The organism is Xanthomonas axonopodis (genome assembly GCF_001304695.1).
In the GTDB taxonomy this organism is placed as follows: Bacteria; Pseudomonadota; Gammaproteobacteria; order Xanthomonadales; family Xanthomonadaceae; genus Xanthomonas; species Xanthomonas axonopodis.
In genome coordinates this window covers 1-8,924 of sequence record NZ_JFAQ01000260.1, presented here as the reverse complement: position 1 = coordinate 8,924, position 8,924 = coordinate 1, and the positions used below count along the sequence as shown (strand labels likewise).

Here is an 8,924-nt window from a genome sequence, read left to right as displayed (position 1 = left end):
ATCGGCTTGCACCACCATCGCTGCGAAGCACTTATCCTCGCATCTTTGGAACTTGATCAGCGTTGCCTTAGGAGCGACTTGCTGTTTCCGCGATCGGCGTCTGCGCTGCATGCTGCCAGCCCTCCATCAACAGATTGGCCAGCACCACCGGGTCGTGATCGAAGTGATGCCCCCCCGGACGTGCCAGCACCTGCACGCCACGTGCGCGCAGCTCCGGGCACAGCGTGTCTTTTTCTTCGTCTCCGTAGATGCATTGCAGGCGGTGCGGATCCAGCGCCCGGATGGCCGGCTCCACATCGCGCTCGGCATCGTTATGCCAGCCCAGCCAGCCACCGACACGCACCTTGAAGTCAGCCTCGTGGCCCAGGCCGAGCAGGCTGACGAACTGCACCGAGGCGCGTTGCTGGGGCGAGAGTTCTGGATAGGCGAACGGCAATACATCGGCACCGAACGAATACCCCACCAGGGCGACGTGCTGGATGTGCCAACGCTGGCGATAGCTCGCGATCACCCGATCCAGATCCGCGCCCACCTGCTGCGGCGTGCGGCTGCCCCAGAAGTAGCGCAGGCTGTTCCAGCCCACCACCGACACGCCCTGTTGCTGCAATTGCGCGGCAATGCCTTTATCCAGCTCGCGCCAGCCGCCATCGCCGGACAGCATCACCACCAGACGGTCGCTGCCGGGTGCGTGCAGTTCCACGAGCGGCAGGTCGCCCAGACCTTGCGACTGCGCCGCCAGGAAGTGCCCGCGTGTGGCCGCTGCGATCTGCATCGGGCTGGATGCGTCGGCCAGATCGTCCAGGAAGCCTTGGCTGGCATTGGGCAGATCGCGCGAGCAGGCCAGGCCTGGATCCTTGGTGCCGGCGTCGGCAACCACCGCGCCTCCCAGCACGTCGGGCGCGGCCGAGGCCACTGCCTGGCGCACCAGCACCGCGCCGTCGCCCTGCCCCACCAACACCGGCGGCAGAAACGCATCGACATGCTCGGCGCGCAACAATTTCTTGCCCAGTCGCTCGGCATCGTCGGCCAGCGAGCTACAGGCGGCTTGATGCGAGCGCACGCGTTCGCGGTAATTGGCGGTGTCGACCACTGCCACCAGTGCGCCATCGTTGCTCAGCATGTCGGCCAGCTGCTGGCTGTTTTGCGGATGATCGCTGTCGGACAGCAGGATCACCATCGCCTTGGGCGTACCTTCCGGGCGAAACACTTCGACCGAGCCGTAATGCCCAGCGGTATTACTGTGCTGCAGATGCCGCGCCACGGCATAGCCACTGCCGCCGATCAGCAAGATCGCAATCACCCAACGAAACATTTTGATCCCCATGCCCATCACGGCAGTCGCTTGATAGCGGCTGCAATTTGACCACAGCAGACACGACCGGTTTCATCGCCAGTGCACGCGGTGTTCGTTGTTGTTAAGCCAACTGAATCCCAGCTGTTGCGCATGGCGCCTGGTCAGCGCAGCGCGTGGCCTGCCCGCGTCCACTGCACGCTAAGGACCGGGAACCGACGCCCCGTAAACTTCCGCTCCTCATTTGGTCGCTAGATTCCGCGTGCCACGCGAAAGCCGATACGCGCACTGGTGGTGTCCGAGTCCTGCGACTGCCGCCAGGCCGCGCGCGTCTGTTGCGGCGAATTGGCCCAGCTGCCGCCACGAATCATGCGTTGCCGGCAGCCCGGGTTGTACCAGGCAGCGCCATCGGCCGGTGCACGGCGGTAGCTGGCGTGCCAGCAGTCGGCCACCCATTCGCTCAGGTTGCCGCCCATGTCATGCAGACCCCAGGCGTTGGCGCGAAAACTGCCGACCGGCGCCGGGCCCCAAAAGCCATCGCCGTAGCCGACGAAGCCGTTGTTCCAGTGCCGGCCGCTGCGCGAAACGTCGTTGCCGCCGGTGAAGTTGCCGGCATCGGCCGGCGGCGAGCCCGCGTTGCCCCACGGATACCGCCCGGTGGTGCCGGCACGCACCGCATACTCGAACTCGGCCTCGCTGGGCACGTGGTAATGGCGGCCGGTCTGTTCCGACAGCCAGGACGCATACGCTTCGGCGTCGCGAATGCTGACGTGCATCACCGGGCTGTTGGGCGCGGCCTGGGCGCCGTTGTAGTCGGACTGCCAATCCACGCCGCTGCGGCGGATGAAGTTGCCGCTGCGCTCGTCGTAGACCACCGAATGCCCACGCCGGGTGGCACGCGGGCGCGCGCCGGTGGCTTCGACGAATTGGCGGAACTCGGCAACCGTGACCTCGGTGATCGACAACGCAAAGCCGCGTGCGAAGCGCACGTAATGGGCCGGGCGCTCGTTGTCGGAAGCGCCCGGTTCGGCATCGCCGGCGCCCATCTGGAATGCGCCATGCGGCACCACGATCATCTGCGGCCCGCGCCCGCCCACCTTGAGCCCGTCGGTGAATACCTGCCCGGGACGGAAGCTGCCGTAATGCGTGGCAAGCTCCAGCCGCCGGCGCAGATCGCCGGCCACCGCATCGCCGGGGTCGGCGATGCGCAGCACTTCGGCAAGTTTCTCGCCGGCTGCCTTGAGCCCGCGCGGCGAGGTCAGATCGTGCAGACCGGCGTCGTGCAACGCAGCGATCTGCGCCCGGCGCACGCGTTCCACCCGCGCGCGCGCATCGGCGATGGTAGGCGCACGATCGCGTACCTGCCCCGCCATCTGCAGCCAGTAATGGGCACCGATGAAGTCGCTTGCCTGCGCCGCCTGTTCGGCGCGCTCCAGCAGGCCGCTTTCCACGGCGGCCAGGCCTTGCCGGGTGCGCGGGTTGTCGGGATCCAATTGCGCGGCATCGCGAAAATTCACCAGCGCGCCATTGCCGTCTTCGCCCAGCCGCCCGCCGCGCAGGTCCTCTTCGCCGGCGCGATTGAACGCGAGCACGCGCTGCGCGGTTTCCACCTCGCGCTGCAGTGCGCGCACCTTCGGGTCCTGTGGCGCAAGGGCGAGCGCGACGAAAGCCACTTCGCGCGCCTGCTCCAACGCGTTGTCCTGGCGCTCGGTTTGTTCGATCAGCGCCGCGCCGCGTTCGAGCAACCGGCCACGCGCCTGCTCCAGGCCGCGCCGGCTGGCTGCATCCTTGTCACCGGCGCGCTGCTGGATCGCCAGATACAACGGGATCGCATCGCCGGCATCGCGATACAGGCGATCTTCCCGCAATGCCTGGTCGGCGCGCTTACGCACCTGCGCGAGGGGCTCGTCGCCCAGCTCCACCGCCGGCGCTTGCCATTGCGCCACGGTTTCGGCTGATTCTTCACCACCGATGGAAACGTTCGGCTTGCTCGGCACGGCGGCAGGCGCCGGTTGCGGCGCGACCGCAGGCGCGAGCGTCGGTGTGCGCGAACAGCCGCACACGTTTAGAGCGGCCAGCAAGACGTAGCGAGCAGCCCTTAGGCGGGTGTGGCCGGTGCGCAGGAACCGGGGAGTCCGCATGCTAGCTGCCGATTCCACGCACCGGCCGCGCCCGCCTGCTGGCTGCGCCGGCGTTTCGCCAGTCGCTCCCAGCGCGACCACTGCCCACGCTGCCATCCGGTCACCGCACTCACCCACCACCTGCTCCTTCCAATGCTCTGCCGCACGACAGGCGATCGCGACGTTAGGCTATTCTGCGCGCTCTGCGCAAACCCTTGCCGCTGACGGAAATCACGTGCCCCATTGGATCACCCAACCCTCCGAGCTGACTGACCGCCTGCAGGCAGCGCGACCATCGCGCATCGGCCTGGATACCGAATTCATTCGCGAACGCACCTACTGGCCGCAGCTGGCGCTGGTGCAGATGGCCATCGGCGAGGAGATCCTGCTGATCGACCCGCTGATCCCCGGCATGAACGCGGCGCTCAAGGAGTGGTTGACCGCCACCGACATCGTCAAGGTGATGCATAGCGCCAGCGAAGACCTGGTCACGTTCAAATGCGCATGTGGCGCCTTGCCGCGGCCGGTGTTCGACACGCAGATTGCCGCAGCGCTGGCCGGTGTCGGCGGCGGCATGGGCTACCAGAAACTGGTGCAGGAAGTGACCGGCACCTTGCTGACCAAGGGCGAAACACGCTCGGACTGGATGCGTCGCCCGTTGTCGCCGTCGCAGCTGGACTATGCCGCCGATGACGTGCGCTATCTGTTTGCGATCCACGATGCGCTCAGCCGCCGCCTCGCCGAGCAGGGCCGCCTGGAGTGGCTGGCCGAAGATGCCGACCGCCTGCTCGCCACGGTGGAGCACGACGATGGCGAGCGCTGGCCGCATGTGAGCCTGCGCGCCGCAAAATTTCTGGAACCGGCGGCGCAACGACGGCTACTACGCCTGCTGCGTTGGCGCGACCTGCAGGCGCGGCAGAGCGATCGCCCCCGCAGCTGGATCCTGGACAACGAACTGGCCAGCCAGCTGGCGCGGTTTCCGCCTGCCGATCTTGAGGCCTTGCTACGCCAGTTCGATAAATTCCCCAACGCGCCGCGCAAGCTCGCCAATGCGGTGTGGGAGACACTCAACACCCCGCTGCCGGACGAAGAGCATGCGCCGCTGGCGCAAGCCGCCACCGACGGCAACAAGGCCGTACTCAAACGCCTGCAGGACACCGTGGCGCAGCGCAGCCGCGAACTCGGCCTGCCGGACGGCCTGCTGGCCTCGCGCCGCCATCTGGAGACCTTGATGGAACAGCGCAGCTGGCCTGCGGCGCTGGGCCAGTGGCGCCGCGCCCTGCTGGAAGCACAGTTGATGCCGCTGCTGGAAAACACTGCAGAGTAGGATTGCGGCGTTTATGGTCCCAGAGCCTGCAGCGATGCGGGCTCCTCGTCAGGTGCTGGCGAGCGGCCGAGAACCGGCTCATGCCGCCTCGCACGCAGTGGCGCAGTGCGTGAGAAAGAGGCGAAGCGCCTGGGTCGCATGGCGATTCACTGCCGGCCGCGCCCGCGCAGCGGCGATGCCGGCATTCTCTCCGTCGCACCGCATCAGTCCTCGTCCTGCTCTGCCCACCGCGCCAGGTTCTGCCGGATGCGGTCCATGTCTGCCCAGGGGTCCTTGCGCCGACGGCGCAGCTTCTCCGGGACATCGCGCAAGGTGAACGCATCGGCGCGCTGCAGCTTGGACAGGTCTGACCACGCCAGCGGCAACGCGACTGGCGCTCCCGGGCGGCCGCGCAACGAATAGGACGCGACTGCAGTGGCGCCACGGCCGTTGCGCAGGTAGTCGACGAAGATGCGCTTGTTACGCAGCCGCTTGGTGACAGTGGCGATGAACCGCTGCGGCTCAGCCTGCGCCAAGGCATCGGCAAATCCCTTGGCGAAACGCTTGGTCACCTACCAGTCGCAGCCGGGGTTCAAGGGCACCACCACGTGCAGCCCCTTGCCGCCGGAGACACGCAGGAACGATTCCAGCTCCAGTTGCGCCAGCAGCTTACGGATATCGGTGGCCGCCCGTTTGACCTCGGCAAACGGCACGTCCGGGCCCGGATCGAGATCGAAGACCACCCGGTCGGCAACATCCGGGCGGTCGGCATGCGAGCCCCAGGGATGGAATTCCAGCGCATTGAATTGCACCAGTTCCAGCAAGCCGGGCGCGTCTTCGACCACCAGGTAATACGCATTGGTACCGGTCTCTTCGACCAGCTTAACCGAGCTCACACGCTCGAGGCCGGCGGTGTGGTGCTTCTGGAAAAAACACGGTTTTTCCACGCCACTGGGGCAGCGGATGATGGACAGTGGCCGTCCTACGATCTGCGGCAACAGGTGATCCATCACCGCCCCGTAGTAGTCCCAGACATCGCCCTTGGTCGCACGGATATCCGGGTAGATCAGCTTGGTCGGGCTGGACAGCGACGGCAGCGCAGTCGAGGACGGTGTGGCAACCGCGGATTTGCGCGCTGGTGCTGTTGCCCGCGTCGCTGCACGTTTGGGCGCCTGGGTGACCGCGTTTTTGGCAGCACGGGTCTTTGCCGAGCGCTTGGCAGACGACGATGCAGCCGGGCCGTTTCCGGCATCGCTGTCGGCCAGATCGGCAATGCGTTTGTCCGGGCGCAGCGCCTTGAACGATGCCTGGCGCAATAACTGTTGCCCACCAATGCCGCGATAGAACACCTCCACCACAAAGCGCGGCGCAAACCAGGTGGCGCCGCGCAGGTCGGTGTCTTCGGTGGGAATATGCGCGGTAGGTTTGCGCCCGCCGCCTTCCAGTTGCCGGGTGACCTCGCGCATCAAGGCATCGGAGAAACCGGAGCCCACACGGCCGACGTACAACCAACCATGCACCGGGTCAGGCGTGGCCAGCAACAGCGAACCAAAACCACTGCGGCTGCCCTTGGGCGCAGTGTAGCCGACCACCGCATATTCCTGGCTGGCCAGTTGCTTGGTCTTGCGCCAATCGTCGCTGCGCCCACCGCGATACGGGCGATCCGCACGTTTGGAAATGATGCCTTCGAAGTGCTGTTCGCCGGCTAACCGGAACGCCTCGGTGCCATCGCCTTCGACGTGCGAGCTATAAGCCAGATGCGTGTTGGGTGCAGCCTCCAGCACCTGCTGCAACAGCTGCTTGCGCTCGCGCAGCGGCGCCTCGCTGATGTCCACCCCGTCCACATGCAGTAGATCGAACACCGCCAACGCCAGTGGCACCTGGCGCTCGCCGGACAAGGTGGCCTGCAGCAGGTTGAAGTCTTGCTTGGTGCCGCGCCCGGCGATCAATTCGCCATCGATCTGCGCGCTGCGCAGGCCCAGCGACTGGATGGCATCGGCAATTTCCGGTGTTTTGTCGGTCCACTCCAATGCATTGCGCGACCACAGCCTTACCTTGCCGTCGGTGACCGTGGCCAGGATGCGGTAACCGTCCCATTTGATTTCATGCAGCCACTGCGCGCCTTCGGGCGGGGACTGCCCCAGCTTGGCCAGCTGCGGCGCGAACGCGGCATCCTCCATCTCGGCGCGACGTGCGTTGCTCAGCGCCAGCGCCTGTTTCGCCCAAGTCCCACGCTTTTTCGCCGAAGGCGGCGGCACGGTCGTCAGCGCCTTGCGCTGAGTCTTGCCGCCGCCTGCGCTGCGTACATCGTCGGTAGGCGCGGCAGCGACGTCGGCCAGTAGGTCATCGGCCTCAAAGGTGCCGGCGTAGGCGTCGTCCTCTTTGAACAACAGCCACTGCGGCTGCCGCGCCGGCTTGCCCGAACGCACCAAATGCCAGCCGCCCTTGAGCTTGTTGCCGAACAACTCAAAGCGCAGATGCCCCTTGGCCAACTGCGCTTCGGGGTCGCACGCGGTGGCCCACACGCCATGGTCGAACTGCGCCACGTGCCCGCCGCCGTATTCGCCCTTGGGAATCTCGCCCTCGAAGCTGGCGTAATCGACCGGGTGGTCTTCCACCTCCACTGCCATGCGCTTGACCTTGGGGTCGTAACTCGGCCCCTTGGGTACCGCCCAGCTCTTGAGCGCATCGCCTACCTGCAGACGGAAGTCGTAGTGGCGGCGGCTGGCGTGGTGCAGCTGTACCACGAAGATCGCACGCTGCCCTGGCGGCAAGGCCTTGCCCGGCTCCGGCTCGCGGGTCTTGTCGAAGCTGCGCTTGCGGCGGTATTCGCTCAGGCTCATGGCAGACCTTCCCGCTTATTTACCCAGGTGTTGGCGAACGCTGGCAGCCATTGGCCCCACCTTCTGCACAGCCGCTTTCAGTTCATCGGCACTGACGCCCAGGGTCTTGGTCCAGTACTGCAGCTCATAGGCTTCATTGACGTTGATGCGGTCGCAGTCCGGCGAACCGACGTTGCGTTTATCGTCACTCATGACATGCTCCTGTATCGCCGTGGTCGGGTCTGCTAACGTGAGTCTTCGGCCCAGCAGCACCCTTGACGACAATGCGAAAGCGTTCGAACAGGCGTAGTGAAAGGCCTGTTCACGCCATGTGCAAGCCCCTGTTTCACAACGGCCGCTCCCGGGCCCCATGCCATAATGCCGCGCGCCCTTCGGGCGGCCTGTCCACTCTTATTCCGAGGCCATACCTCTGTGAGCAATACCTCTTCGAAACTGGATTCCATCGCGCAAGCCAAAGCCAAGCTGCTGGACGAATTGCAGAAGCTGGAAGAACAGGAGAAAACCGAGCGCGCGAGCGAGGCATCCTCTGCGCATGCCACCATCGTTTCGCTGCTCGAGCAGTTCGCCGGTCACTTCAACACCAAGCAGCGCAACGACATTGCCGCTTACCTGGGCACCACTGCCGCGCGCAAGGAAGTGACCAAGAGCGGCCGCAGCGAAGTGAAGCCCAAGTACGAACTGCCGCACACCGGTGAAACCTGGTCCGGTCGTGGCCGTACGCCGAAGGCTTTCGCTGCCTGGGAAGGTTCGGTGTCGTACAAGGAATGGAAGGCCAAGAACCCGGACCTCAAGTTTCCGCTGGTTCGCGAGTAAGGCGGAAGCCCGCAGGACGGTGCCGCGCCGCACGGTCGGCCGCGTCCTTGGCTTGGCGAACCACGCGGCTTGTGGGTAGAATCGAAGCACGTGGGGCGGTAGCTCAGCTGGGAGAGCGTCGCGTTCGCATCGCGAAGGTCGAGGGTTCGATCCCCTTCCGCTCCACCATCGAGTCAAACGCACGAGCCCTGGAGATGTCATGTTTCCGGGGCTTGTGCGTTTTGAGGGGCTGGGGGCGAACTGCGGTGCAGGCTCGGCCGGTCGCCGTGGCGTGGGGATCACATCGCGCGCGCTAACGTCCGGCTTCACTCCACAACGGACCTCCACCATGAGCAAGAAAGATCAACAACCCGACGACGTCGCCGACGATGCGCACGGCGTGATCGAGAGCCAGCAAGACCGCAAGCACGACGATGCCGCCAAGCAGCGCCCGGGCCAGGAAGATCTGAAGGTGCACGACGCGCACAGCCGTCGCCCTACTGGAAAGGCTGGCCAGGGAGAGTGAGTTGATCAACCCTGCAGCCTGGCTCCGCGCCTTGCCGCGGCAAGGC

At 65.8% G+C, this 8,924-nt stretch carries 6 protein-coding genes, 1 tRNA gene, 1 other RNA gene and 1 pseudogene; 4 read left to right on the top strand and 5 right to left on the bottom strand.

Going from position 1 to position 8,924, the window contains the following annotated elements; genetic code table 11:
• Positions 1 to 67: 67 nt before the first annotated feature.
• The 3 genes from XAXN_RS19075 to XAXN_RS22155 form a co-directional block, all read right to left on the bottom strand.
• Positions 68 to 1,330 (bottom strand): virulence factor, encoded by a 1,263-nt coding sequence (locus XAXN_RS19075; RefSeq protein WP_054320687.1) that lies wholly within the window; start codon positions 1,328 to 1,330, stop codon positions 68 to 70.
• A gap of 212 nt (positions 1,331 to 1,542) precedes the next feature.
• Positions 1,543 to 3,372 (bottom strand): SUMF1/EgtB/PvdO family nonheme iron enzyme, encoded by a 1,830-nt coding sequence (locus XAXN_RS19070; protein ID WP_425511887.1) that lies wholly within the window; start codon positions 3,370 to 3,372, stop codon positions 1,543 to 1,545.
• Positions 3,364 to 3,432, bottom strand: a non-coding RNA gene (locus tag XAXN_RS22155) — sX9 sRNA. The genes XAXN_RS19070 and XAXN_RS22155 overlap by 9 nt, the downstream gene beginning before the upstream one ends.
• 214 nt (positions 3,433 to 3,646) lie before the next feature.
• On the opposite strand from XAXN_RS22155, the gene rnd reads away from it, so the two are divergent.
• Positions 3,647 to 4,738, top strand: a complete 1,092-nt coding sequence (gene rnd / locus XAXN_RS19065) for a ribonuclease D (RefSeq protein ID WP_054320685.1) — start codon at positions 3,647 to 3,649, stop codon at positions 4,736 to 4,738.
• 203 nt (positions 4,739 to 4,941) lie between these two features.
• On the opposite strand, the pseudogene ligD reads toward rnd, so the two are convergent.
• Both ligD and XAXN_RS19055 read right to left on the bottom strand, forming a co-directional pair.
• Positions 4,942 to 7,560, bottom strand: a pseudogene (gene ligD, locus XAXN_RS19060) (DNA ligase D).
• A 15-nt stretch (positions 7,561 to 7,575) separates the two neighbouring features.
• On the bottom strand, positions 7,576 to 7,752 hold the full coding sequence (locus XAXN_RS19055) for a DUF3606 domain-containing protein (protein ID WP_054320684.1): 177 nt from the start codon (positions 7,750 to 7,752) through the stop codon (positions 7,576 to 7,578).
• 219 nt (positions 7,753 to 7,971) lie between these two features.
• Between XAXN_RS19055 and XAXN_RS19050 the strand changes: the two genes are divergently transcribed.
• From XAXN_RS19050 to XAXN_RS22595, 3 genes are all read left to right on the top strand, one after another.
• On the top strand, positions 7,972 to 8,373 hold the full coding sequence (locus tag XAXN_RS19050; RefSeq protein ID WP_042822754.1) for an H-NS histone family protein: 402 nt from the start codon (positions 7,972 to 7,974) through the stop codon (positions 8,371 to 8,373).
• A 92-nt stretch (positions 8,374 to 8,465) separates the two neighbouring features.
• Positions 8,466 to 8,541: transfer RNA gene (locus tag XAXN_RS19045), tRNA-Ala, on the top strand.
• 160 nt (positions 8,542 to 8,701) lie between these two features.
• Complete coding sequence (locus XAXN_RS22595; RefSeq protein ID WP_054320683.1) at positions 8,702 to 8,878, top strand: hypothetical protein; 177 nt, start codon at positions 8,702 to 8,704, stop codon at positions 8,876 to 8,878.
• Positions 8,879 to 8,924: the final 46 nt, after the last annotated feature.